Source organism: Flagellimonas sp. MMG031 (assembly GCF_040112705.1).
Lineage (GTDB): Bacteria > Bacteroidota > Bacteroidia > Flavobacteriales > Flavobacteriaceae > Flagellimonas.
The window spans coordinates 1,005,576-1,029,463 of the sequence record NZ_CP157804.1; the positions used below are offsets into that span (position 1 = coordinate 1,005,576).

Genomic DNA, 23,888 nt, shown 5'->3' on the forward strand with positions numbered 1-23,888 from the left:
GTCAGTATCTTTGAGGTATCGGAGGTTGAAAACCAATTTACAATGGAAAGGAACGAGCTGTATCCAATTTTTTTAAAAGTGGCCAATTTGAACGTCCTAATTGTGGGCGGTGGCAATGTGGGACTGGAGAAATTGACTTTTTTATTGAAGTCCAGCCCAAACGCCCAGGTACAGATGGTAGCTCCCGAATTTTTGCCCGCTACCTTGGAGTTGGCCCAAAAACATCAGGTGACGATTACAAGAGATGTGTACCGTACTGAATATTTGGATGGGAAGCACATGGTGGTGGCATGTACCGATAAGCCGGAGGTGAACGAGCAGGTGTACCACGAGTGCAGAGAGCGAAGTACCTTGGTGAATGTGGCCGATAACCCTCCCTTTTGCGATTTTTATATGGGTGGAATCGTGACCAAGGGGAATGTAAAGGTGGCCATTTCCACTAATGGAAAGTCTCCGACCACCGCTAAACGCTTGCGTCAATTTTTTGAGGACGTGATTCCTGAAAATATCGATGATTTGGTGCAAAACCTAAACGAATACCGCAAAACCCTAAAGGGTGATTTCGAGGAAAAGGTGGAAGCCTTGAACGAGTTTACGAAAGGGTTGGTGAACAAGAAGGATTAATCCCTTACAGACGCTTCATCGCCTCAATGAGGTCATCCCTTTTTCTTGGCGAAATGTTTACCTGAAGGTCGTTTTCCATTATAAGATAACCCCCATCGGTCTTTACATATTTTTTCACCTTTCGCAAGTTGACAAGGTAGCTGTTGTGTACACGCATAAAGTTATACTCGGCAAGCATTTGTTCATATTCCTTTAAGTGCTTGCTTACCATGGGTATTTCCCCGCTGTCCATCATAAAACAGGTATAGGAACCATCAGCTTTACAGGCGATAACATCCTTGATTTCTATAAACTCCATACCCGTGGTGGTGGCCAAACATATTTTTTCGGGACGCATATTGCCCCGGGATATGTTCTGCATCAAGTTGTCCAACTGTTCCCGATAAATATTGGTGTCCATGTTGCTTCGGGCCTTGTTCACGGCTTGTTGGAGTTCACTAAGATCAATGGGCTTCAACAAATAATCCAACGAACTAAATTTTATGGCCTTTATGGCATATTTTTCGAAGGCCGTGGTAAAGATGATCTCAAAATTGGGTTCCTTGATTCTTTCAAGCACGTCGAACCCAACACCCGATTGCAATTCAATATCCAAGAAAACAATGTCGGGACTGTACACAGAGAGGACTCTAACCGCTTCATCAACAGTGCCTGCCATGGCGATGACTTCCACGCCTTTACAAAACTCTTCCAGCATGGATTTAAGGGTTTCCCTGCTGTGCTTTTCATCTTCGATGATTATTGCTTTTAGTACCATTGGGTTGTTTTTTAGGGGTTATTCAATCGTATAATGACCTTGGTGCCGCTGGGCTGGCTTTGGGTGTCCTATTTGTCTATGATTTCAATGCTATTTTTATTGAGGTCGGAGGTGTCCCGCATTTTTAGTCTCTTTTTGGTGATTTCCATACCTCTGGATTTTTTCCTGCTTTTCTTGGTTTTTTCATAATACCTGCCTACCCCATTATCCTCAATTTCTATGACAAGATATTCCGTTTCCATGAAAAAACGGAATTCAAGTTTCTTTTCGCCTGTCTTTTTTCCCATCAACCCATGGATAATGGCATTTTCGGCGAAGGGTTGAATGAGCATCAAGGGGATTTCCACGGCATCGGTGTCAACGGAATCAGCCACCGTAATGGTGTATGAGAAAGCTTTATCAAACCGCAAGGACTCGAGTTCCAGATAGGAGCGTAGCAGTTCTATTTCCTCGGTCAGGGTCACCGTGGTTTCATACGAACTTTCCAAAACACTACGAGCCAGTTTACTGAACTTGTTCAGGTAATTTAATGCGGCATTTTTTTTGTCGTGCAGTATCAAATGTTGGATGGAGCCCAATGAATTAAAGAAGAAATGGGGGTTTATTTGAGCTCTTTTGGCGCTAATGTCCTTAAGGGAAACTTCCCTTTGCAAGATAACTTTACCTTCATACTCCAATTTGATTTTATAAGCGAGACCGAGTGAGAAAATCATGATTTCCAACATGGAGCCCAAGATCATATAGTGTTTTGAATACATTAGCCAAAAGGCAAGTGCACCCAGCATATAACAAAATGAACCTGCAACAATAAAGCAGGCCAATATATCCTTACGCAACAGAAGGAGGTAAACCATGGCGAAAAGACCAAAAAGAGTCATCAGTAGTCTTTGGAAATTCAAAATGTTGCTTTGCAGTTGGTAATGTTCTGAAAAGTAAGCTATTCCATGTGCGAGCACAATAAGAATTAATACCAAAACAATGATTTTGATGATAATATCCAGTAAAGGGTATTGCTTTTCGGTGTTCAAATAAAACTTGGCAAACAATACATAAAACAGGTTGATGAGGACCTGGGAAATGGTAAGAGCCCAAAAGCCAAGCTCGCTATCGAACAGAGTGAATACTCTGGGAATATCGAGACCGGTAAGGAAGCCACATAAAAAAAGCACATAAAATGAATAAAACAGAAATTCCAACCTTCTTACGTTTAGGAATATGACCGCGAATGTTAAGAATAAAATGGCGCAGCCCCCCAAAAAGAGTAGGGAAGGGGTGATCTGTTCAAGGTCTTGTTCGCTGTAGTAATCGGTGTAAAATCGGTTCGCATCATTTGACAAATATCCGAAATGGACAGGGTATGGGTATTCAAAATGATTTTTTGCTTTTACATAAAGGTATCTCCCGGAGATTATGTTTTCATATCGGAACACAGCACCACTACCATGTTTTAACGATCTCTTTTCATTTTCATCCTTGAATCGTCCAAAGGAATGGGTGGCGATGGAATCCCCATCTTTAAAATAAAGTTGTGCCCTATTAAAATGGTTAGACCTTAATCGCCATAAATCTTCGGTCTGAAGAGTATCAAGTTCATTGTTTAGGTCAATTTTAAACCAATACGTCTTTCCTACATCGAGTAAAACATTCTTGTGGGGCTTGGAAAACGAAGATTCCAACATCTCGGAAAAGCTACTATCCCAATCTTTTACTATGGCATAAGAGAACGGAAGCTGCTTTAATTTACGATCTTGATTAACCGGGGATTCCTGAGAATGGGCAAAATGCCCCAAAAGAATACAAAAACATAGTAGGAAGCGGCATAGAGTCTTGAAGGGTTTAATCGGGAATAAACGAGCAAATGAAACAACAAGAAAGCCTTGTGTGCAGGAGGGTCTGTTTATATGTGTGGCCGCAATCATTCAGCAAAAAAGGGAGTTACAAGGTTAATGACTCCAAGTGAGTTGATTATATTTCTTTCAGGTATTGTAAGAATTAAATTATTTTTCTATATTTAATTTTTTAAGCATGCAATTAATTCGGACTATTCATTTCTCTCGCAGCATTCTATTACCATTGCTTTAGTGCGTAAACAGCAAAGTCGAGTCACTTACTTGCTCGGCTGTAAATCATCTACAGAGCTTATTTTATGTGTAAACCCTTGATTGGTTACATGTTAGTATGCTTTTTAACCAATTAAAATAAGCATTTTGGGGGAAGAATAATACAATTTGAATTGGGATAGTTGTATTTTTCAAAAAACTGCATTACTAAAACTGTCCTAAAAAGGACTCACCACTTTCTTTTCTCTTTTTTAACTGTTACGCAGCATAACCCCATACTTGCTCTCAGCTGAAGAAAATACTAATGGTGAGTTTTGGTTAGTGTGTAATAATGCTTAATAATTATATTTTTTGGGCTGTACTGTCTCCATCGCCAGAACCGAAGACAGGAACTTTACAGTTCAGCTACAGCCCATATGTTTGTTTTTAAATCTTCGATAAAGCTACTTCGGTTTTTATAAAAAAAATGCGGTCAATTGACGAATGCCCCTTCTGATCTGACGGATGGCCCTTCCCAGTCAACGGATGCAATTTTTGGCTCATTTTTCACATGGCTTTTTAGTGGTAAAATGGGGTTCCAATAGGGGAGGAACCCCACTTTACATTAACAGGAGAACACTAAAAGATAGTTTTTCAAACCGTAGCATATAATTCGTCTTTTTTTATAGCGGCTACAGGCTTCATGGGCTTTCTTTGGACTTTATTTCGTTTAGGGACTTTTGATATGAAATGCCCTTTAAAATCTATCGAGGCAATGTTGCTGAAATACCCCAAAACATCTTCGTAATCGTTGATATTGATTCCTGCCTTGGTCATACTGTTGTGCATTACCGTTTTGCTTGGCGATGCGGATTGGTTACCACATATGCGCTCATCCTTCGATTTGATAATCAATACTTTAAGCCTTTTTAAATGTGAGGCAGGAACATAATAGTTGGAAACTCCATCCTTTATGGACTTAAAGGTGACGTAGACTTTTCCAACATTTTTGTACACATTGGCCATGTAGCCCATGGAGGCATTGTTCAAAGGAAGCTTTAAACAATCTTTATCCGATTCCAAATAAAAAAGAATTGGATTTTTACGTAGTATCTCTTCGGTTAATTGTGGGACATCCAAGCTAAAGGACCAGCCTGGCAGTTGTTCTTTTATGTCAAACGATAGTAGTTCTACCGTATTGGGTTCCGACGGTATGCAGTTATCATGATGATCCTTCATCATGGATGAGGATTTATGTAAAAGATAAATGGGATATCCAATAATGGCGAAGGCACAAATAAGTGTCCAAAAAATGGTTAATAGATGCATAACAGGTTTTATTTTAAGAATTTGGGAATTTTCCTGATACCAAGTAACAAATAAAAAAGTACACTTTGCCCCACCAATTGACGGATGGCCCTTTTGAATTGACGGATACAAAATCATCGATTAAGCGTGAGTTTTTATCGATGAAATACACTCCAATTTCATCAAATATGCCTTCTAAGGGGCCTTATTTTTTGTTTGCTGTCTTTTCCAACTGTCTAACAACACCCATCACATCATAATTTGCAATCTTTCGAGTGCTATAATTCCTTTTAACATGGTTTATATAGGTGTGTATTTCCAATGTATAATAGTTTTCCAGTTCAAAAATGGAATCTTCCATTGGGTCTACCGTGGCTCCAATTTTGTTTCTACCATACGATCGGGCATGGTAAACTATTTTATGGTTATTTTCTTCATAATCCATCCATTCAATGGTCACTTCGATAAAATCGTGCAATCGCTCCCTTAATCTGTAGGTGGCGTGATTCGGGATGTTTCCGTACTCATGTTCGGATTTTACCAAATCCAAAATCCATTTTTCAAGAAAGTTGTCTCTCATATCAACTCATTTTTCAGGTGTTCTGACTTTTTTTTGGCCCCAGGCCGTTCATTCATTTTTGTTATGAGGATGATTTGCTAGCTTTTCAAAAGGCGGCCAACAGTAATATTAGTGTTCCCTATCGCCTTGTGGTTCCAAAAAGCTAGTTTCTTGAGATTGAAATTCAGTAATGTTCCCTATTTGACGCTTCGTATATATAAATATGTGGTTTGTATTAATCTTCAAGGTTGGCAAAAAGTTGTTTTAACCATTGTATGGATACAGCTCTTGCCAGTTCACTCTGTTCCACTTTATCAAAGTCAAAACCATGGCCTACGCCTTGATAGACCCTTACTTCCACTGGTAGTCCTTTTTCTTTCAAAAGAGCAACCTGACAAAGTGTGTTCTCGCTCAAGTATCCCTCTGATGGAACTTGATAGAGCATTGGAGCGTAGGGCTGAAATATGTTGCCCTCTGCCGCATCATCGCTACATGGACTTTTGCCCCAATAATTATAGGCTCCAGAGCCGCCATAATAGAAAATACCACCAGCAAACCCGGTTTCGGGTTTTGGCTCTGGGGGTATTACTCCGGAGTTGGTGTCGTAGACTTTTCCATCAAAGGTTTGGATCCATTGCCATCCATCAGGAGTGGTATCGATATTGTATAAAGTAGATGCTACGGCACTTGCACCATCCGAAAAACCCACTAAGGCAATCTGGTTGCTACGGATTACAGGTTTGCCGTTGCTGAACTTCATTTCCTGCAATAGTCGTAGCGCAGCATTGGCATCCCTTGGCCGAATAAATTGGGAACTTATTTTAAAGTTATCTGGGGCGGTAGTCCATTTTCCTGTTCGTGTTTGAACGCCGCGTCCGGAATAACTGTCAACAAAAACCGCAAAAATGCAGTTGTTGTTCAGAAGTTTTTTCCATTCGTTAAATTGACCTGACATTTTACCTGTGCTAGTATCATGGTCTAACCACATGCCATCTGATCCATGAAGCACCATAACCGCGGGATAATCTTCCATATCACAATCTTCGGGTATTGCTATGTAAACAGGTATAGCTGCATTTCCAACCTTTGCGTAAACCAAGGTATCGATAGACTTGCTACTTAGTGTGACTGGCGCATCGCTGGAAGATGGTCCAAAAGGACTCTCATCTTTACTGCAAGAGGATAAAAATAAGATAGAAACTGTTAAGAGGGCAATGCTGAAATTTTTAATAATCTTTTTCATATGCTGAAATTTTTAAGAGTTTGTTTAATAGGTACAGGAGCAATTTGAAATCCCTTGGAATAAATCAACACCCACGGTGATTACATGGGTTCCTTGGGAGTACCCCAAAATTTCGTTGGCTATGATTTGATAGCTATAACCAAAGTAGAAGTCCCCTTTTTTGAGACCGATCATTGGAGCTACATAAAGTGGGCTCCCCAGTTGATCGTTCAAAAAACGATAGGTAAAGCCGGCATAATAATAGTCTAGGAAGTCATACCATTTAAATTTGGTATTTAAATCTGTTACGGACCTACCATCACTTTCAAAGTATTGAAAGAAAATGGAAGGTTCAATTTCAAAGTCCGCTCTTTTACTTTTTCTAAAGCTATATCCAGAATAGAGGTAATAATTTCTTAAGGTATTGGGTTCTAGAATGGGATTGAACTTATTAAAGTCTTTATTGAAAATGTTGGATACATTAAGGCCCAAATAAAATTCACCCCTACGGTATAAGGCACCAAGATCAAAATTGGGATTGCTGGAAGCGCGGTCGTCCGTCACCGCAAGATCAGTATTATCCTCAAAGTTCTCAATATCAATACGAAATTGGTTCAGGTTAAACGAAAGGGCAAGCGAAAGATAATTTCCCTCATACTTGTCTAAAGTCAAATGATGGGCAAAGGCGATTTTCGCCCCTCTTTGCTTGGTTTCGCCGTTGGAATCATTATACATCAATAATCCAATACCAGACCTGTTTCCAAGTCGAACATCTGCGGATAGGGACTGGGTATCGGGAGCATCCCTGATACCCACCCACTATGTGAGTCCGTTCATCCGAACCTTTACATAGTTTCCGATGCCTGCATAAGCGGGAGACATGATAAAGGGGTTGTCCGCTAAATATTGTGACAACTGCGGGATGGTCAATTCTTGTCCGTATGTGTATATAGTGCTCATCAACATTGCATAGACTAGAGTTTTTCTCATTGTATTTTTCTGTTTAACGGTATAGGGTGAAATTCCCTACATATTCACGACCTGTGCCATCGTTCAATCTAACAATGTACCAGTAGTCCCCAGATGGAAGAGGTCTGGATTCGTAGGTGCCGTCCCAACCTTGGTCAAGAGGTCCTATAATCCATATTTTCCTTCCATATCGATCAAAAATGTAAGTTTCAATATCAGGGAAGCCTTCAGTATTTCTAGGTTTCCAAAAATCGTTTTGCCCATCATTGTTTGGAGTAAAGAAATTTGGAATGGAAATGTCTACTAAATTGAGAGTAATGGTAGCTATGGCCTCACAACCGTTACTGTCCACTACCCTGACAAAGAAAGCTCCGTTCCTGTCAATGGTATAGGTGTTCGCAGTTGTACCATTTTCATCTTCGAAATAGTAGGTGTAGGGAACTGTGCCTCCCGTTGCATTGGCGGTTATTTGATTTATACTTTCACTAGAAAGTGATAGCTGCAATGGGTCTATTGTGTCTATTGTGAAAGCAAAATCGAACAAACATCCACTATTGCTCATTATAAATAAAGTATGCTCCCCTGCACCTATATTGAAAAAGTCAGGATTCAATACAAAATCGTTGGGATTTGTGGAATCCAGTGCATACATAAGGTTGTCCGCTATGGAGGGGTCAGCAAGTGTCACCAAAATCGAATTGCTGATTGAATTGCCGCCCTCACAAGTGTAAACGGGTTCTACAAAGGCACCTATGTTTTCTTCAATAACAGTAACCTGTGCCATTGCAGAAGTTGAACAATTGCCATTGGCCGCCACGGTATAGGTATAGACCCCTGGTCCTGCGGGTGCTGGTGTCCAGGTCCCCCCGACATCGGGTGTTCCCCCGAGCTGTGCGAAAAGGTCCGCGGCGGTCACTGATGACCCCTCACATATGGTCATGGCCCCGTCGTCCCCTGCATCGGGCTGTATGGTGATGTTGACCTCCACGGTTGCGGAGTCGTCGGGGCATGCCCCTGTCGAGGATACGGTATAGGTAAATCGGTAGGTTCCCGGTGCTATGGCGTTGAAGTCCATGTTGGCGGGGTCGGCTACCACGGAGTTGGCCCCGTTGCCGAAAGCGTCGTCCACGTCGGTCCATGTTCCCCCTGCGTCCTCACCGGCGAGCTGTGCGGAGAGGTCGTAGGCGGTGGCGTCCCCTTCACAGAGTGCGAGGTCTGTGGGGGTTCCGGCCTCGTTGGCCCCGTCGATGTTGACCTCCACGGTTGCGGAGTCGTCGGGGCATGCCCCTGTCGAGGATACGGTATAGGTAAATCGGTAGGTTCCCGGTGCTATGGCGTTGAAGTCCATGTTGGCGGGGTCGGCTACCACGGAGTTGGCCCCGTTGCCGAAAGCGTCGTCCACGTCGGTCCATGTTCCCCCTGCGTCCTCACCGGCGAGCTGTGCGGAGAGGTCGTAGGCGGTGGCGTCCCCTTCACAGAGTGCGAGGTCTGTGGGGGTTCCGGCCTCGTTGGCCCCGTCGATGTTGACCTCCACGGTTGCGGAGTCGTCGGGGCATGCCCCTGTCGAGGATACGGTATAGGTAAATCGGTAGGTTCCCGGTGCTATGGCGTTGAAGTCCATGTTGGCGGGGTCGGCTACCACGGAGTTGGCCCCGTTGCCGAAAGCGTCGTCCACGTCGGTCCATGTTCCCCCTGCGTCCTCACCGGCGAGCTGTGCGGAGAGGTCGTAGGCGGTGGCGTCCCCTTCACAGAGTGCGAGGTCTGTGGGGGTTCCGGCCTCGTTGGCCCCGTCGATGTTGACGGTGAAACTATGCTCATCTGTGCACGGTACTGGTCCTGTTGCGGCGTACACATAGATGGTTTGGGTACTGGTAATAACATCTCCTGCGGATAACGGAGTTCCGGTACCGCCACTTCCAGTAAAGTAGGAGCCTGTGGTGAGCGGTGGTAACACATAAGAGTTACATGCAGAGACATCAGCAGGTTCATCTACTACCGGTGAAGTATAGACGTATATGGTATGTGTTACGTCTATGAAATTGCCGTAAATATCGGTTACGCGATAGGTTCTTACTATGGTTTCTGGATTGGAAAGATTGTCTGTTGTTTCTGATATAAATGTAACAGAAGCAATACCACAATTGTCCGTTTCATCGTCTATGACATCAGGATCCACAGCAGGAGGGGTATCGCAAACTGTTGATACTTGATCGCTAGCAGTAGGGTCCTCATCATCCAAAAAAGCTATGGTAAAGACCTGTGTGTGCTCAAAGGTTACGTTATCAAAATAGGCATTGTTGGCGCCATCTACGCTAGTGGCGGGGATGGACGTCAAAGTGCCCGTGAGAAAGTCGCCATCACCATCATTATCTATAAGGAGCACTAAAGTGCCACAGTTGGGGTTGGAAAGCATATCTGAACCCAAAAGGTCTACCCGAACACTGACATTGTTTATGGGGTCAACTCCTCCGGGAGACACTGTTTTTTGGATTTGCCATTCCCGTTCTATACGGACGGAGTATCCTGTGGGCAATTCTACTGCGGTTTGGTTTACACTTCCCCTATCACTTGCCCAAATCAGGTAATTATGTAAATATGATGTGGTTGTCAATGACTCCCCAGACGATGTGGTATTATCTATAATAGGCCTAGTTTGTTCCAAATTGTCACCTATGAAATCGGTGTTGTTGGACATGGTAACAATAGCCTGTGCATTCACACTTTTGGAAATGCGCTGGTGCAGGTTATATCTCAAATCTGGATTACTACCATTGTTATCTTGGTATCTATCACGACCTAAACCTGCAATATCAAATTTATAAATGTTGGAATTTAGGGTTGGATCCCAAATTACTGTTCCATCTGCGGCTAGGTATGGATAGCCTAAATTTCCATCGATACTTCCCAATTGTCCCGCCCTATTAAGGGTAATCCCGTATTTTATGGCTAAATAGCTTTCTACCCTAGCTCTATTACTTGCATCCAAGGGACCATCAGCCAAAAGAACTTCAGCTATATTTCCTGTAAGGTTCCTATTTGAATCATTACTATTGAAGTGCTTGCCTAAACTATTATAGAGGTATAGATTTTGTTCAGCTCTGGAGTGAATCCTTAGCTCATCAATATCGGCTAGGCCATTTACAAAGGACATAAAGCGTTCATCTTGTTGGGAGCCATCGGTATCTACATCCCTAATCATAGTGCCGATAGTTGGTGCTCCTAACAAATCCACACTACCGGATTGAAACCATCCGCCGCCGTCTCCATCCCATGTTCTTCCGACTGAAAACCTGTTCCCGTCTGCTATTCCCACAGAAATATTGGTTGTGGATGAATGATGGTTTTCGATATCTCCACCAAATAATAGTCGTTGGGTTTCAGCCGTATTTCCAGCTCCTTGTGCCTGAAATACAATAAATAGGGTTATTTCTCCTCTTGAAATTGGACGTAGGTATAATCCGTCTCCAACTCCGCTTCCATCAAATTCAATAGATGGGTTAAAGTTCATGTGGTTTCTCCTTAGCGTTGGTACTCCGGGAGCTGATCCTACTGGTGTCAAGAATGATGGTGATCCAAAAGAGTGTTCGAATCCGTCTGGATGGGGTAGCAGGAAATTCAATACATTTGAAGGATGTTGAACGGCATCCTGTTTATCTGGATCATTAAAGTCGACGAGATCGTACCACCAAGTGACAGGAGTTCCATCTGCCGGGGCCAATGGTGTAAATAGTTGTAATTGTCCGTTAGGCAGCGGGGCGCTATTCACAGCACGGTCCGCACTATACCATGTATCAACTTCTGTTTGACCAAATATCGAAGTGTTGGACATTAATCCCATCAACAGAACAAAACTTACTACTGATTTGGTTCTTGCAGGATTAACCATAAACGAGGTCTGCACCTGAAGTGATTTCAGTGCATTAAAAAAGTGGTTAAGTAGAAGTCTTATCATAAGCGTTAAGTTTATGCTCCTGTTGGGGTAAGGACAGGATATAGATTTGGTAGTATAAAGTAAAGCACTATGATCTGCATTTTTGGGTGCCAATTGATCTATGGGTCTTTTGAATTGACGGATGCCCATTCTGGATCAACGGATGAGAAAATCGACCTTTTTTAAATTTGCGGTTTTTGTAGGTTTATTCTTGTAAAAGGAGCCCGTCAGTAATTTTCCTGACGGTCTTGACCCACTTATTCAAGAACGTAAGCATTACACCAAACCTGGTTCTTGTTTTGTGAGCTTATCCTATTTGATCAAATTGATTTCTACCCTTCTGTTCTGTTTTCTTCCGCTTGGGGTATCATTGGTTGCAATCGGTTTGTCCTCTCCAAATCCGATGGCGGTCAATCTAGTGCTGGAAATTCCTTCGTTGATCAAGAACTCCAGCACCGCTTTTGCCCTTGCCTCGGACAGTTTTTGGTTGCTTTCGCTGCTTCCCACGCTATCGGTATGGCCTTCAACCGTGAATTTGGTGGTGGGATATTCGTTCAGGATTTGGATAATGTCCACCATAACGGATACAGATTCGGTTTTGATGGTAGCCTTTCCTGTATCGAACAGAATGGTGCGGGCATAGTCGTTCAATTGCTTTTGAATTTCTTGGGTTACTTCTGGACATCCGTTATTGCTAAACGGTCCGGCTACGTTTGGACATTCGTCGTCCACATCCACCAAGGTGTCGCCATCGGTATCAGGGCATCCTTTATTTTCCAAACTTCCTGCTTCGTTAGGACAGCGGTCTTCTTTGTCCATAATACCATCACCATCGGTATCGGGGCATCCATCAAACTCAGCTAAACCTGGTGTTTCAGGACAGTTGTCGTTATGGTCAAGAATCCCATCGTTATCGGTATCTTTCCAAGGACAACCTTGATTTTCTGCTGGCCCTGCTTCATTGGGGCAGCTATCGTCTTTGTCCAAAATACCGTCCTCGTCGGTGTCCTTCCATGGACAACCATTATTCTCTACAGGTCCGGGCTGATCTACACATGAATCGTCTTTATCCAAAACACCGTCTTTATCAGTATCCGGCCAAGGGCAACCTTGGTTGTCCACTGGTCCTGGCACATCTGGGCATGCATCTTCTTGATTAAAGATGCCATCGTTGTCCCTATCCCGTAACTTAGCTTGATAGATGGGTACCTTTACTCCGGCAAAGGCATCGATGGTTCTGGTTTGACCCAGGAAGGAGGTGAGCACAGAGCCTGATCCAAGGTAGAAAGGTCCCATTCTTAGACCAGCACCCCATCTAAGACCTATGCCTTGCATGAGACTGATAGGTGAATAAATACTCAACCATGCGGTTTCCAATCTTGGTGTAAGTGATACTTGATTGATGACATGTGCGGTGTTGATTCGATTTCGCTCACGAAGCGAGAGATCTGTATTGAGATTTAGATAGAATTTTGAACCCACATTCCAATCGGCATTGGCATGTAGCGCGGTTGGTAGGGCACTTGGTGCCGATACCCTTGTTGCGCCAATGGTGGCAAAGTTTTCCTGTAATGCTTCATCCAGATCTAGGCCATCGAAATTGTCCACATCTTGGGTAGCGTTCAAATCATAGGTTTCTTCCTCGCCGTTTTCGTTGTTGATACGGCCTATATCGGTAATGGAAAGCCCTAATTTGAGCTTGTATTTATTAACCCCTCTGTTGGGTTTTGGATTGCCATTGGCATCCATTAGGGTGTATTTGGCATGGTCGGGACGCCATTCGTAAACCAGTCCGAGGTCAGCTCCAAAACCCGATGAGGAACTAAAACTCAAAAGGTCGTCCAATACATCACTGCCTTCCGAAAAATCCCTGCCCTGTGTTAACTGACCTGTGGTGGTTATTTGCCTTGGGGCTGCATTATAATCCAAGCTAATGTCCGAACCGTTGATGTAATTATGGCGTATTCCGGAAAGGTACTTAACGGTAAGACCTCCTTTAAAAAAGTGTTCTTCTTTGTTGGACAGCACACGGGCATAAGTGGCACCTATTTCTGTCCAAAGGTTCAGTTGGCCAGAGATGTTACCCTCGTTCACAAAGAAGTCCTCGTTCTCGTTAAAGCCACCCTCCTTATCGATGGTATTTCCGTTGACATCATCAATATTTAAAAAGATGCGTCCTCTGGTATAAACGGCTATGGAGTGTTTTTGCGACATGCTCAACATGGTCGCTGGTCCGAGGATGTCCAAATTGGCGGCCAAGAAGTTATTGTTTTTTGGGGTTTTGCTCGCTTCATCGAAGGTATTTTCAAAATCCCGGAATAGATCGCCCAAATTGGCTCCCAAATAATCGTTGCCAAAAAAGGCACTGACCCCGACCAGGTTCACGTCCAACTTTAGACGGGAGTCCGCAATGTTAGCAGGGTTGGAAAGAATTCCATGCACCCCGTTGTAGTTGTCTTCCAAAAATCCCGAGTAGGATTGGGATTGTGCCTTTTGCATTGTTAGTATCAAGAAAAGACCTGCTAATATCTTTCCTGAAAACATCATTTTATTTCTCATCGTTTATGTATTGCTATTGGTTGTTCACCTTGTTAATGGAACAAAGAGAATACAAATAGCAATACGCAAAGGGTGCCAATTAACGGATGGGGGGTTTGATCTGACGGATGCAGATTTGGACAGGATTTTTCCTACTCTGATGATGTGGATAGGGAACAAACAAAAAAACCATTACAACCAAGGAATCTTTCGATTCCTTGGCGTAACGGAAACCTCAACTAAACTAAACACTTTTATGACTATCAGTCGTCAAAAGTGAATTGCTATATGTGCATGCGTTATATTGACCTTGCTTATCAATATGCACTAACGCTTAAATGCGATACAAACATACAATCGAAAGTTTGAAAAAATTGTGGCCAATTGACGAATGCCCCTTCCGATCTGACGGATGGCCCTTCTGATCTGACGGATGAAAAATAAGCACAAAAAAAACAGCCCGATCGAGCTGTTTTTTGTGATGTAAAGTATGACTTTGTTTTTAAGAAACTTCTTCTACAGATGCGTCAGGAGCATTTTTTTTGACGGAGGCAATACCATTTTCCATGGCAGATTCGCTGGAATACATTTCACTATTTCCGATAACCTGACCGTTGGATGCTTTCAGGTTAAAGTATGGACTTCCGTCCTTTGCCTTGTTTCTTTCAAAATTATCATCGTCCTGCGCATGTTTTTTCACAGAATCGATTCCGTTTTCGCAAGCGGCTTTGGAAGAGTACCCTTGGCTGCTCAAAATTACCTGTCCGTTCCCGGCCTTCAAATTGAACCTGAACTTTCCGGATTTATCGGTTTTAATCTCAAATTTTCCCATACTTATTTGTTTTATGAACTAAATCTAGAGATTTTCTTAAAAAATGACCAATAAATACAATGAAAAATGATGATTGACCAAGCTTTTTCCCTTTTTGAGAATATTGATTCAGAGCAATCCATAAAAAAAGGAGGCAATTTGCCTCCTTTTACATCATTTTAGGTTGGGTTTACACCCTAATCTGTCCATCCCCAAATACATAGTATTTGTTGGTGACCAATTGCTTGAGACCCAATGGACCTCTGTGGTGCAATTTATCGGTGCTGATGGCCAGTTCTGCCCCAACGCCCATTTGACCTCCATCGGTGAATCGGGTGGAGGCATTCTGGTACACAGCGGCACAGTCTATATTCTCCATGAAGGTTCTGGCCACTTCATTGTTCTCTGTCATGATGGAAGCGGAGTGTCCACCTGAATTTTTATTGATTTTAGCAATAGCCTTGTCAATATTGTCCACGGCACCGATAACACACTTCATGGCCAAAAATTCCTCTTGCCAGATAGCTTCATCGGTTATGGTATCTTCGTTGGTCAACGTTTTTTTGACTTCATCATCTACCGTTATGGAAACATTGTTGGCAGTTAAGACCTTCTGTAGTTCTTTCAACTTATCTTCATACCCATCGATCTGGGTATCCATCAAAATTTTGTCCAATGCATTACAGGCAGAAATCTTGTGGGTCTTTGCGTTCAAGATCACTTTCAAACTTTTTTCCCAATCCGCTTCTTTGTGTACATAAAGGAAATTGTTTCCCCTTCCGCTAATCAGTACGGCGCACTTGGCGTGTTCTTTTACAAAAGCGATCAAGCGTTCACCGCCACGGGGTACGATAAGGTCCAGATCTTGGTCTGGATTTCGTAAAAAATCCTGAGTTTGGGTCCTGTCCATTTCCAAGAACTGGATAAAATCCTTGGACAAGCCATTCTCGGTGAGGGCTTGGTGCCAAAACTTGACCAAAGCCTTGTTGCTATGGTAGGCTTCCTTACCTCCTTTGAGCAAAATCTTATTGTTTGCCTTAAAGGCTAGTACGGCCGCTTCCACGGTCACATCGGGACGGGACTCATAAATGATCATGATGGTACCAAAGGGTGCCGTTCTGTTGATGATTTTAAGCCCGTTGTCCAATTCCCTTGTGGAAATTTCCTTGTTCACGGGGTCATCTTGTAGGCGTACCTCTTTTACCGCCTGAATCATTTGGTCTACCTTCTTTTGGTCCACTACCAAGCGATCGTACAAGGCTTGGTCGTCCCGATTAAAGGCGTCGAGGTCTTTTTTGTTGGCTTGGAGCAGTTCGTCCCGATTTTCATCGAGAATGCGCTCCATGTCCTGTAATACTTTATTTTTTAAATCTGTTTTTAATAATTTCATTACTGTTATTTTGAAACTTCTGTTCCTACGTTCTTTCCTTCGATTACATCCAAGATTACGTTTTCGCGTTTTCCGTTAACGATGTATGAAGGTATGTTGGCTGCTGCCGCTTTTTGGGCATAGTTCAATTTTGAACCCATACCGCCACGGCCTTCACCTTCTTGCTTGTTTCCTTCTTCTATGTATTTGTCCAAGTCCTCTTTAGGCTCAACTTTTCCTATGACTTTGGAATCTTCCTTTTCGGGATGTCCATCATAGAGACCGTCGATATCCGTCATAAGAATCAATTTGTCGGCTTTCATCAACTGGGCCAGCAATGTGGCCAGCTCATCATTGTCCGAGAACATGGACATGGATACGGATACGGCATCGTCTTCATTGGCTATGGGAATGACTCCTTCGGAAAGGAGGCCTTCCAAACAATTGATCATGTTATCCCGATGCACCCCAGGGTTAAAATCCCTCTTGGTGGGGAGTACTTGGGCACACTTCATACCATAATCGTTGAAAATGTTGTAATAGTGCCGCATCATTCTGGGTTGACCAATGGCAGAATATACCTGTCGTCGTTGGGTCTTATCCTTGATTTTGGCTTTTCCCAGCACCTCTTTACCGGCGATAACCGATCCAGAGGAGACTAAAATGGTCATGATGTCTCGCTCGTATAGCTCGGCAATCTGCTGTACCAAGCTGTTGAGCACGGGTCTTACGATTCTATTATCTTTATTGGTCATCACATTGGTACCTACTTTGATAACCACTAGTTCTTTGTACATGGTTTAGTATTCTTCGCCAAGTTCCACAGCTCTACCGAATGCTGCGAAGGCGGCTTCTTTGATTAATTCGTTTACATTGTTGTCTTCCATGGAATCCAAGGCAGCCCTAGTGGTTCCTCCTTTGGAGGCGACCATCTCCATCCAGGTGTCGGGGTTTAGGTTGTTCTGGTTGAACAATTCCACCGCACCGGTAAAGGTTTGGCTCACCAAAACCTTGGAAACGTTTTCTGAGAATCCCATTTGTAGGGCGGCCTCCATCATGCTCTGCATAAAATAGAATACGTAGGCCGGACCGCTACCGGAAATACCCGTAGAGGCATCAATGAACTTTTCGTTTTTTACCCGAAGCGATTTTCCCGTGGTGTCCAACAATCCTTCGACCATAAAAAGCTCCAAACGGGAAACTTCCTCTGCGGACACGTAGCTGGTTAGACCCTTACCTACCTGAGCGGGCAAATTGGGCATCGCACGGACCACTTTTTTGATTCCCAAGGCTTCTTGAATATAGTTAATGGTGACTCCTGCCATGATCGAAATGAACAATTGCTCGGGATTCACCAGTTTCTTCATGCGTTGGAAGAGTTCTTCGGCATGATAGGGTTTAACGGCCAAAAAAATGATGTCGGCCTGTGGTACACAGTCCTCAATCTTATCAATGGCATCGAAATAGGCAATTTTACCTACCTCTTCGAGTCTTTCTTTTGACTTGTCCAATACCATAATGTTGCGTTTCTTCAACAGTTTGGATTTAGACATACCTGTGGCATAGGTAAGTCCCATGTTACCTGCGCCAATAACCAATACTTTCATTGTTTTTATTAAAGGGTTATATAATAAATTAAAATGGTGTTATGCGAGTACATTGCAATCCTTGCAATCCTTAATCTTTCCATAATACGTGGAACGATAGCGGTGCAAAGTGCGGACGGGAAGCCCCATAATATACCTTCTTATGTACGTGACACGGGTGGTAAGCTCCCCCATTTTAACGCTGTAGCGCTTTTCATATCTGGTTTCCCTTTTAATTCTTGAAAGTCTCATTTTGTTGTTGTTGATACTTTTTGTTTTTGATGTTATTGGTCTTCCTGTTCGTTCAGGAATTGTTCCTTGTATTGTGCCTTTTTCAATGTTTTTCGGCGTTCTACTGATTTTTTTGTGTATTCTTGGCGGTCACGAATTTGGTCCAAACGCTTGGTGTTACGGTATTTCCGCTTATAGCGTTTGAGCGCTCGTTCGATACTTTCGCCTGGTTTTACTTCAATTTTTAACATATACTGATTTATCTGTTCAATCTCATTTCTAAATGGGTTGCTTTGAACCCCTTGTCTTCAAAAAACTCTTTATTGGGATACTGGTTTTCACCCGTAATGTGAACGGCAACATCCCCTTTGCAATATTGGAGTGTATAGTCCAATAGTTTTTTTTCGATATCGTTGTTGCGATGGTCTCTGTGAATCACAAAGAAAACCAAGAAATTTTCTGGGATATAATCGCCCATCCCTGTTTTGTTCACAACGGCCAAGCCCAAAATGTCATCTTTCTCTTCCATGGCAAAAACATACCCTCCCAATCCAGGAATGTCTTTGGTGGAATACTGGATAGCCTTTCTAATGGCTTTTTTGGTGGCTTTTTTTCCTTCTTGATGATCAAAAAGAAAATTGGCAAACCGGTCAGCTTCCATGGTAGAAAGTCTAGTATAGGCATCGTAGGTTTTGATTACCATGCTTTTGTTTTGAACGATGATGGATTAAGTTTTAGTTAATGGTTAAAATAGGGCCAACAGGAATTCCGGAAATATTGCTTTGCGGACTTCCTTGGTTACGGAGCTACTCCCCAAATGGGAAGGTAATTATAGGGTAGGCGGAATGAATTTATCTGGTTGGTTTCGAAATACCAGATATTGAAAACTTAGAATCCTGCAATTTTTTCTCTCGTGGAGCTTGACGTTCATCGGGGCAAAGGTAAGCAATGCTGCCCTTAAATCCCAATAATACTGGGCTTTATGTTTTTTCTAACGTTCGTCATGCACCGTTTTACGCCTATGCAAACGTTATAGTTGTCATTTGCTTTTGTTTTATCACTTTGATTTAGATGATGAACAAAATGGGTTCTCTTATACACAAAACCTTCCACGAAAGTATTGTCCAATCTTTCCTACCTTATCTCTTATAGATTTACAAAACCCTTTGTTTCCGATTCGGATGTCTCCTTTACGGAACCACTTTTTCCAATTTTGAAGAAAGAAACTAATTTGGCGTTTTCATGGTCCCAATAATAGGCGTTGTCCATATTCACACTGATCAGAGCCAAATCCTCATCATTCTTTCCCTTGAACCAATTTAGCAAATGGGAATTCCATAATTCTTCTCTCTTTTGCTTCGCGATGATATGTGTTGCATTGCCGAATATGGAAATATACTGGTCATCATCTTCATCTGCATACAAGAGTTGAACACGGTTATCCTTCTCAATGTCTTTGAATAGGCCACTTTTCTTGGAAACAAAAAACCAAAGGTCACCCTTTTCATCCATCTGTTGTATGGTCATTGGGCAAACGGAGAAAGGTGTTTTGTCCAAGTCACTGGCCATCATTACCGTTTTTTGTTCGTCGATCATGGTCCTGATTTTTCTCAGGCCTTCTGGGTTGTTCATATAATTCTTCTTATCCATTTTTTCGTATGTGTTAATTTCTATTTTTCATTTCAGTTCAAGGAAATGCTGCTACAAAAACATTTTGCGTCGGGCAAATCCATTTTCATTACATGAAATATAAGGTGTTGACTCGGTTTAGCTTAGCTCAATAGCGAGGAAGGTTAACGGTATCCATTAATTTTTGATAGGAAAGTGAATAACGACAAAATAATAGGGGAAAGAAAAAGCTAAGTGATGGGGGCAAAAACCAAAAAAGCTCCGATTTCTCGGAGCTTTTTGCGGTCTGGACGGGACTCGAACTTTTTGCCAAAATAGCCCATTTTTCAGGGCTTCCTGGAGGGTCATTATTGAGAGGCACCGAATTGCTCACCTTTTAACAAATTTTAACCTTTTTAACATAAAAAATGATGGATTTTGATCTGAAATAGGGTTTTGGTTTCAATATGGATTGAATTATCTGTTTTGTATTGTATATATGTACATATGAAATCTTTTTTTGGAACTAATTTTTTTGATTCTTTTTAAGCCATTAAAGTGCCCTTTTAATTTTTACAATTCCTCTAAATATTTTGTATATCAGGTATTCCCAAATTTGATTTTCTCTATTAAATCATTGAAATATTCAGGGCTCCAAATACTTAAAACATCATCATTTTTAATAAACCTTACAACATCTTCTTTGATACTTTTAAATGAAACGGATTCGATTTTTTTATGGAGCAATTCCATGACATCTTCAGGTGAAATGCTGTCTTCTTTCCAGTCACCCGTATCTTTGGCTCTTGCCAAAAAGTGATTTGTGTCCAATTCAATACCCTTTTTAATGTACCATTCCAGATCATACCAGTCCCTTCCCTTTACCCTATCTTTCCACTTTCTGAAAAGTAGGGCGTGGACTTTTCCTGCAAATAGGCTTGGTGGGGTAAAACATTTCACATAAAAGGAAAATGGACGAAGTAGCAGTTTTTCTTCGGTGTTGAAATTTAGAGGGGGCATTCGGTCCACTTCTATTTTAATTTTCAGGGTCTTGTTTGAACGGACCCCGGTTTCTTTGATAATGTCCTCCAATACAATTTCTTGCCATATGGTTTCAGCTTTCAGGAAAGCGGAGTCGATCGAGGACTTTTCAGCTTTTTGTTTTTCCTTTATGCTGACATTGAGCCCCAATGATTTGAATTCATCCACAATGGCTTTGAAATAGGGCTCAATGGAAAAATTGGGGTCAGGTTGTAGTAGGGAGAAATCCAAATCCTCTGAAAATCGATCAAGGCCATAAAAGATGCGCAGTGCGGTACCCCCATAAAAAGCAGCCTTCTCGTAAAAATCGGTTCTTGAAAGACCTGCGAGGGTAATTTCCTGCATGATTTCACGCAATGCGGACAGTATCTCTTCTTCATTTTTTGGGTCATATTCAGCAATCCATTCTTTGATCATAATGCAACTAGGGTTTGGATGAGGATTTTTAAACTTTTTTTTTTTGGTGCATTTTCTATCCAAGTTTCCATGGTCTTTGTATCCAATGTACGCAGTACTTCGATGTCCATTCGGAAATCTTCCAATAACAATGCCCTGGTTTGACCGATACTTCTAAGATTGATACCTGCTGTCAGGGCAATTTTGTCGCATATGGCTTTCTCGGGAGAAGCAATGATGATTGTTTGTTTACTGGAGTATGCCACATTTTTTAGGCCATAGGAATAATAGGGAGTTTTTAAGTGTCGGTAACTGAACCGCCCAACAGGGGTTTTATAGGTTTTGGAAGTTTTTAGGGTCACGGAACTTATTTCATAGGAGCGCTCCGGAATCATGTTCCAATAGGACAGAGCGGATTCCAATGATACATAACTTGGCCCCCTGAGATGATTGGCGATCAAGAAAGGCTCGGGGGACGGCAGGTCTATTTTTGGGCCTATGACATAAAGACCTCTCCGAATGGAGATAAGCTCCTGGTTTTTGATCAATTCACTGATTTTATCGTTCGGACTTTGGTACTCATGTAGTAGTGCCAGAATCAGGTGCCTTGATATTGGGCCTTCGGCATATTCCTTTACTAATGCTCTAAAATCCATATTGCTGTTTTTGCATATGATAATCGGAAAATATCCGATTAAAGTATTTAAATGTAACAATTTAATGCGAAAAAACAAGCATATAATCGGATATTATCCGATTATATGCTTAAATTATTACAATGGCTTAAAGCGAAGTCCTTGGTTTTGATATTTCCTCTTTCGTGCGAAACATAAGGGATTCACAAAAAGCAATTCTATACTTTTTTGAGAATTGTATAACCTTTCCGTACAAGGAGCCGATTTGTGGTAGTGTTGAAGAAGAAAAATATTTCGTTAAAAACAATACGGAACTATTCAATTTAATTGTTGTTAATAAGGTCTCAATTTTTAAAGTCAATCACCTAGACAAAGTAAAATTATGATCCAGAAATATGAATTTACCTCTAAAATACATTTAAAGGTTCCAGAAAATAATGCCTAAAACATAAAACCGAAGCTATTTATTCAAAACGCCAATCTTTTGTGTCATTTGCTATTCATTGAAAATGAAAAAGGCGCAATAACCAAATGCCGTGTTGTGGTGTTACTTCTCTACAGATAAGGCAAACCGCATATACCGTATTTGCAGGGAAACTGCATAAAGCACTGGGTATGGATATATCCGTGAACGGCCTTATACTGAAATCAAAGTGGCTTTTTTAGCTTCGCCACCATAAATGACTCCATCGCAAGTTCATCCAACGGTTTTTCAATGAACGAATCAACATTTGGCAAACCATTGGCCCTTTCCCTATCCCCAGGGTTTATGGAAGACGTCAAAACATGAATCTCCACGTTTGTTTCAACCGTTAGGGAGTCCACTGCTTCAATAAACTCCCAGCCGTTCATCACGGGCATATTGATGTCCAAAAAAACGATATAGTGTTTGTCTGGATTGTTCTTGATATATTTAAGGCCTTCCAAACCGTTATAGAATATGGAAATGGGAATGCCCTTTATTTTCTGTTCGATCAAATTTTGATTTAAAAAATTGGTGATGGCATCGTCATCGATCAATAATATTTCTTTGGCCATTTTGAAAATTTTTATTGGTTATCTCTATTACTTTATGTAGTTCACGGTCAATTTCATCAATGGAGGTTGAAATGATATCCAACAGGTCCTTTGTTGAGAAAACTTCTTCTCCATAGCTTCTATGATGGATCAGAAGGGACATAATCCTGGTCAGGGGCGAACGGATGGCATGCGACTGCAGCCAGGCAATTTCCGTAAGCATTTTGTTTTGGCCCTTAATTTTTTCCATTTGTTCCCTTGCCTCTGTTACATCCATTGCTGAACCAATGGTTTTAATAGGGTTGTTGCGGCCATCCCTCTGGACATAAAAGCTATCTAGTACATATCCCATGGAGCCGTTTTCGGATATGGTCCGATACTCGATGGCCCAATCCTTCTTTTCAGACTCGTACAAATGGTTTTCAAGGGTATTCCAGACATGTTCCCTGTCTTTTGGATGGATTCTTTTGAACCAATCATTTTCAATTTCAAAGGGCTGTTTGGTTATTCGTTCCTCCACTCGGTCCAAAACTTGGCAATATAATAAGGTTTTGGATCGATGGTCAAGTTCCCAAATGACCTGCTTACTGGCCGACATGGCCAAAAGGAACCGTTCCCTACTTATCCTTAATTGCAACTCATACTCCTTCTCTTGGGTAATATCCCGGACCGTTCCTTCAATATGCATTGGTTCCCCTGAGGATTCGTCGACGACCATTTGGATTTCTTGGTGCACCCATTTAACGGCCCCGTCCCCGGTGATGATCCTATGTTCAAATTTCGTAATGACCCCTGGTTCCAAATGGATGTTGGGACTTTCCTCGATAAGGTATCGGTCTTCTGGATGAAAGGCTTTGGTGACATTTTCCATGGTCGGATGGAAATTTTCAGGGGTATATCCAAAAATCCCATAGGTTTCCGGGCTCCACTCACTAAGGTCCGAATCGAAATTTCTATACCAATATCCAATTTTAGCTATCCGATGTGCCCGGTTGAGTCTGGTGTTTGACATCCTTAAAGAATGCTCTAGTTCCTTTTGGTCAGTGATATCCTTGGCGACCGCCAATACAAGTTCATGGTCCATATTGGCAGTACTTGACCATATGAACCATTTTTCCGTATTGCTTTTGGTCAACATACGCATTTCAATACCATCAGTTCTTCCCGAACCACGTCGATTGGGCAACACTTGGTCCAATTTTTCCTGATCGGATGCATGGATAAAGGCTTCAAATGCCATTCCCACA

20 protein-coding genes and 1 pseudogene are annotated in these 23,888 nt (G+C 42.1%); 1 reads left to right on the top strand and 20 read right to left on the bottom strand.

Annotation, left to right across the window (positions count from 1 at the left end; all coding sequences use genetic code 11):
- Window positions 1-42: 42 nt before the first annotated feature.
- A complete protein-coding gene (locus tag ABNE31_RS04480) occupies window positions 43-624 on the top strand; it encodes a bifunctional precorrin-2 dehydrogenase/sirohydrochlorin ferrochelatase (protein WP_349352515.1) in 582 nt (193 codons plus the stop codon).
- A gap of 4 nt (window positions 625-628) precedes the next feature.
- Here the strand turns inward: ABNE31_RS04480 and ABNE31_RS04485 are convergent, their stop codons facing one another.
- From ABNE31_RS04485 to ABNE31_RS04580, 20 genes and pseudogenes are all read right to left on the bottom strand, one after another.
- Entirely contained in the window at window positions 629-1,381 is a 753-nt protein-coding gene (locus tag ABNE31_RS04485) for a LytTR family DNA-binding domain-containing protein (RefSeq protein ID WP_306012918.1), read from the bottom strand.
- Between the two features lie 68 nt (window positions 1,382-1,449).
- Window positions 1,450-3,060: a histidine kinase gene (locus tag ABNE31_RS04490; protein ID WP_349352516.1), complete on the bottom strand. Its 1,611-nt coding sequence runs from the start codon at window positions 3,058-3,060 to the stop codon at window positions 1,450-1,452.
- A 1,014-nt stretch (window positions 3,061-4,074) separates the two neighbouring features.
- Complete coding sequence (locus tag ABNE31_RS04495) at window positions 4,075-4,662, bottom strand: hypothetical protein (protein WP_349352517.1); 588 nt, start codon at window positions 4,660-4,662, stop codon at window positions 4,075-4,077.
- Window positions 4,663-4,933: 271 nt separating this feature from the next.
- Complete coding sequence (locus ABNE31_RS04500) at window positions 4,934-5,308, bottom strand: hypothetical protein (protein ID WP_349352518.1); 375 nt, start codon at window positions 5,306-5,308, stop codon at window positions 4,934-4,936.
- Window positions 5,309-5,522: 214 nt separating this feature from the next.
- Window positions 5,523-6,530: a hypothetical protein gene (locus ABNE31_RS04505; RefSeq protein ID WP_349352519.1), complete on the bottom strand. Its 1,008-nt coding sequence runs from the start codon at window positions 6,528-6,530 to the stop codon at window positions 5,523-5,525.
- A 24-nt stretch (window positions 6,531-6,554) separates the two neighbouring features.
- Window positions 6,555-7,499, bottom strand: a pseudogene (locus tag ABNE31_RS04510) (type IX secretion system membrane protein PorP/SprF).
- A 13-nt stretch (window positions 7,500-7,512) separates the two neighbouring features.
- Complete coding sequence (locus ABNE31_RS04515) at window positions 7,513-11,430, bottom strand: T9SS type B sorting domain-containing protein (RefSeq protein ID WP_349352520.1); 3,918 nt, start codon at window positions 11,428-11,430, stop codon at window positions 7,513-7,515.
- Window positions 11,431-11,721: 291 nt separating this feature from the next.
- Complete coding sequence (locus ABNE31_RS04520) at window positions 11,722-13,968, bottom strand: DUF5723 family protein (RefSeq protein WP_349352521.1); 2,247 nt, start codon at window positions 13,966-13,968, stop codon at window positions 11,722-11,724.
- Between the two features lie 481 nt (window positions 13,969-14,449).
- On the bottom strand, window positions 14,450-14,779 hold the full coding sequence (locus ABNE31_RS04525; RefSeq protein WP_179383551.1) for a YegP family protein: 330 nt from the start codon (window positions 14,777-14,779) through the stop codon (window positions 14,450-14,452).
- 169 nt (window positions 14,780-14,948) lie between these two features.
- Window positions 14,949-16,148, bottom strand: coding sequence for a glutamate-5-semialdehyde dehydrogenase (locus ABNE31_RS04530; protein WP_349352522.1), 1,200 nt, complete (start codon window positions 16,146-16,148; stop codon window positions 14,949-14,951).
- A 5-nt stretch (window positions 16,149-16,153) separates the two neighbouring features.
- Window positions 16,154-16,924, bottom strand: a complete 771-nt coding sequence (proB, locus tag ABNE31_RS04535) for a glutamate 5-kinase (protein WP_293281958.1) — start codon at window positions 16,922-16,924, stop codon at window positions 16,154-16,156.
- A 3-nt stretch (window positions 16,925-16,927) separates the two neighbouring features.
- Window positions 16,928-17,734: a pyrroline-5-carboxylate reductase gene (gene proC / locus ABNE31_RS04540; RefSeq protein WP_179383554.1), complete on the bottom strand. Its 807-nt coding sequence runs from the start codon at window positions 17,732-17,734 to the stop codon at window positions 16,928-16,930.
- A gap of 39 nt (window positions 17,735-17,773) precedes the next feature.
- Window positions 17,774-17,965 carry a hypothetical protein gene (locus ABNE31_RS04545; protein ID WP_179383555.1) on the bottom strand — a complete coding sequence of 64 codons (192 nt, stop codon included), beginning with the start codon at window positions 17,963-17,965 and terminating at the stop codon, window positions 17,774-17,776.
- A 32-nt stretch (window positions 17,966-17,997) separates the two neighbouring features.
- Window positions 17,998-18,195 (bottom strand): 30S ribosomal protein S21, encoded by a 198-nt coding sequence (rpsU, locus tag ABNE31_RS04550; protein ID WP_127140807.1) that lies wholly within the window; start codon window positions 18,193-18,195, stop codon window positions 17,998-18,000.
- 8 nt (window positions 18,196-18,203) lie between these two features.
- Window positions 18,204-18,647 carry a GNAT family N-acetyltransferase gene (locus tag ABNE31_RS04555; RefSeq protein ID WP_349352523.1) on the bottom strand — a complete coding sequence of 148 codons (444 nt, stop codon included), beginning with the start codon at window positions 18,645-18,647 and terminating at the stop codon, window positions 18,204-18,206.
- 443 nt (window positions 18,648-19,090) lie between these two features.
- Window positions 19,091-19,594 (bottom strand): pyridoxamine 5'-phosphate oxidase family protein, encoded by a 504-nt coding sequence (locus tag ABNE31_RS04560; RefSeq protein ID WP_349352524.1) that lies wholly within the window; start codon window positions 19,592-19,594, stop codon window positions 19,091-19,093.
- A 558-nt stretch (window positions 19,595-20,152) separates the two neighbouring features.
- On the bottom strand, window positions 20,153-21,010 hold the full coding sequence (locus ABNE31_RS04565) for a nucleotidyl transferase AbiEii/AbiGii toxin family protein (protein WP_090293162.1): 858 nt from the start codon (window positions 21,008-21,010) through the stop codon (window positions 20,153-20,155).
- Entirely contained in the window at window positions 21,007-21,645 is a 639-nt protein-coding gene (locus tag ABNE31_RS04570; protein WP_349352525.1) for a hypothetical protein, read from the bottom strand. Before ABNE31_RS04570 ends, ABNE31_RS04565 begins: the two co-directional genes overlap by 4 nt.
- Before the next feature lie 627 nt (window positions 21,646-22,272).
- Window positions 22,273-22,662, bottom strand: coding sequence for a response regulator (locus tag ABNE31_RS04575; RefSeq protein ID WP_090293168.1), 390 nt, complete (start codon window positions 22,660-22,662; stop codon window positions 22,273-22,275).
- Complete coding sequence (locus tag ABNE31_RS04580) at window positions 22,634-23,881, bottom strand: PAS domain-containing protein (RefSeq protein WP_349352526.1); 1,248 nt, start codon at window positions 23,879-23,881, stop codon at window positions 22,634-22,636. The genes ABNE31_RS04575 and ABNE31_RS04580 overlap by 29 nt, the downstream gene beginning before the upstream one ends.
- Window positions 23,882-23,888 lie beyond the last annotated feature (7 nt).

What these genes read in the sequence shown, in the direction of transcription:
- ABNE31_RS04480 (WP_349352515.1), top strand. Translation starts at nt 43, where the DNA reads ATGGAAAGGAACGAGCTGTATCCAATTTTTTTAAAAGTGGCCAATTTG.
- ABNE31_RS04485 (WP_306012918.1), bottom strand. Translation starts at nt 1,381, where the DNA reads ATGGTACTAAAAGCAATAATCATCGAAGATGAAAAGCACAGCAGGGAA.
- ABNE31_RS04490 (WP_349352516.1), bottom strand. Translation starts at nt 3,060, where the DNA reads ATGTTGGAATCTTCGTTTTCCAAGCCCCACAAGAATGTTTTACTCGAT.
- ABNE31_RS04495 (WP_349352517.1), bottom strand. Translation starts at nt 4,662, where the DNA reads ATGATGAAGGATCATCATGATAACTGCATACCGTCGGAACCCAATACG.
- ABNE31_RS04500 (WP_349352518.1), bottom strand. Translation starts at nt 5,308, where the DNA reads ATGAGAGACAACTTTCTTGAAAAATGGATTTTGGATTTGGTAAAATCC.
- ABNE31_RS04505 (WP_349352519.1), bottom strand. Translation starts at nt 6,530, where the DNA reads ATGAAAAAGATTATTAAAAATTTCAGCATTGCCCTCTTAACAGTTTCT.
- ABNE31_RS04515 (WP_349352520.1), bottom strand. Translation starts at nt 11,430, where the DNA reads ATGATAAGACTTCTACTTAACCACTTTTTTAATGCACTGAAATCACTT.
- ABNE31_RS04520 (WP_349352521.1), bottom strand. Translation starts at nt 13,968, where the DNA reads ATGAGAAATAAAATGATGTTTTCAGGAAAGATATTAGCAGGTCTTTTC.
- ABNE31_RS04525 (WP_179383551.1), bottom strand. Translation starts at nt 14,779, where the DNA reads ATGGGAAAATTTGAGATTAAAACCGATAAATCCGGAAAGTTCAGGTTC.
- ABNE31_RS04530 (WP_349352522.1), bottom strand. Translation starts at nt 16,148, where the DNA reads ATGAAATTATTAAAAACAGATTTAAAAAATAAAGTATTACAGGACATG.
- proB (WP_293281958.1), bottom strand. Translation starts at nt 16,924, where the DNA reads ATGTACAAAGAACTAGTGGTTATCAAAGTAGGTACCAATGTGATGACC.
- proC (WP_179383554.1), bottom strand. Translation starts at nt 17,734, where the DNA reads ATGAAAGTATTGGTTATTGGCGCAGGTAACATGGGACTTACCTATGCC.
- ABNE31_RS04545 (WP_179383555.1), bottom strand. Translation starts at nt 17,965, where the DNA reads ATGAGACTTTCAAGAATTAAAAGGGAAACCAGATATGAAAAGCGCTAC.
- rpsU (WP_127140807.1), bottom strand. Translation starts at nt 18,195, where the DNA reads ATGTTAAAAATTGAAGTAAAACCAGGCGAAAGTATCGAACGAGCGCTC.
- ABNE31_RS04555 (WP_349352523.1), bottom strand. Translation starts at nt 18,647, where the DNA reads ATGGTAATCAAAACCTACGATGCCTATACTAGACTTTCTACCATGGAA.
- ABNE31_RS04560 (WP_349352524.1), bottom strand. Translation starts at nt 19,594, where the DNA reads ATGGATAAGAAGAATTATATGAACAACCCAGAAGGCCTGAGAAAAATC.
- ABNE31_RS04565 (WP_090293162.1), bottom strand. Translation starts at nt 21,010, where the DNA reads ATGATCAAAGAATGGATTGCTGAATATGACCCAAAAAATGAAGAAGAG.
- ABNE31_RS04570 (WP_349352525.1), bottom strand. Translation starts at nt 21,645, where the DNA reads ATGGATTTTAGAGCATTAGTAAAGGAATATGCCGAAGGCCCAATATCA.
- ABNE31_RS04575 (WP_090293168.1), bottom strand. Translation starts at nt 22,662, where the DNA reads ATGGCCAAAGAAATATTATTGATCGATGACGATGCCATCACCAATTTT.
- ABNE31_RS04580 (WP_349352526.1), bottom strand. Translation starts at nt 23,881, where the DNA reads ATGGCATTTGAAGCCTTTATCCATGCATCCGATCAGGAAAAATTGGAC.